Genomic DNA, 274 nt, shown 5'->3' on the forward strand with positions numbered 1-274 from the left:
GCGCATGGCCGAATGCTCGGCCAAGAACAAGGGTTTGAAGGGTGATGCCTACAAGACCGCACAGAGTTCCTGCCTCAGCGGCCATGCCGCCGACACCAAGCCTGTCAATGCGCAGCAGGAACGCATGCGCAAGTGCAACGCTGACGCGGGTGCCAAGAAGCTCGCCGGTGATGCGCGCAAGACCTTCATGAGCAGCTGCCTGAAGGCGTCGTAACGGTCGCGACCGGGAAAACAATACACGCGTGGCGTGGATCCACGGGCATCAGTGAATGGC

Annotated in this window: 1 protein-coding gene; it reads left to right on the forward strand. The window is 61.3% G+C overall.

Going from position 1 to position 274, the window contains the following annotated elements:
• On the forward strand, positions 1 to 214 hold a 214-nt coding region (locus tag AC6UDE_RS06945), incomplete at its 5' end, for a PsiF family protein (protein ID WP_500697024.1).
• Positions 215 to 274 lie beyond the last annotated feature (60 nt).

Source organism: Fructilactobacillus sp. X2R5C3 (genome assembly GCF_059901325.1).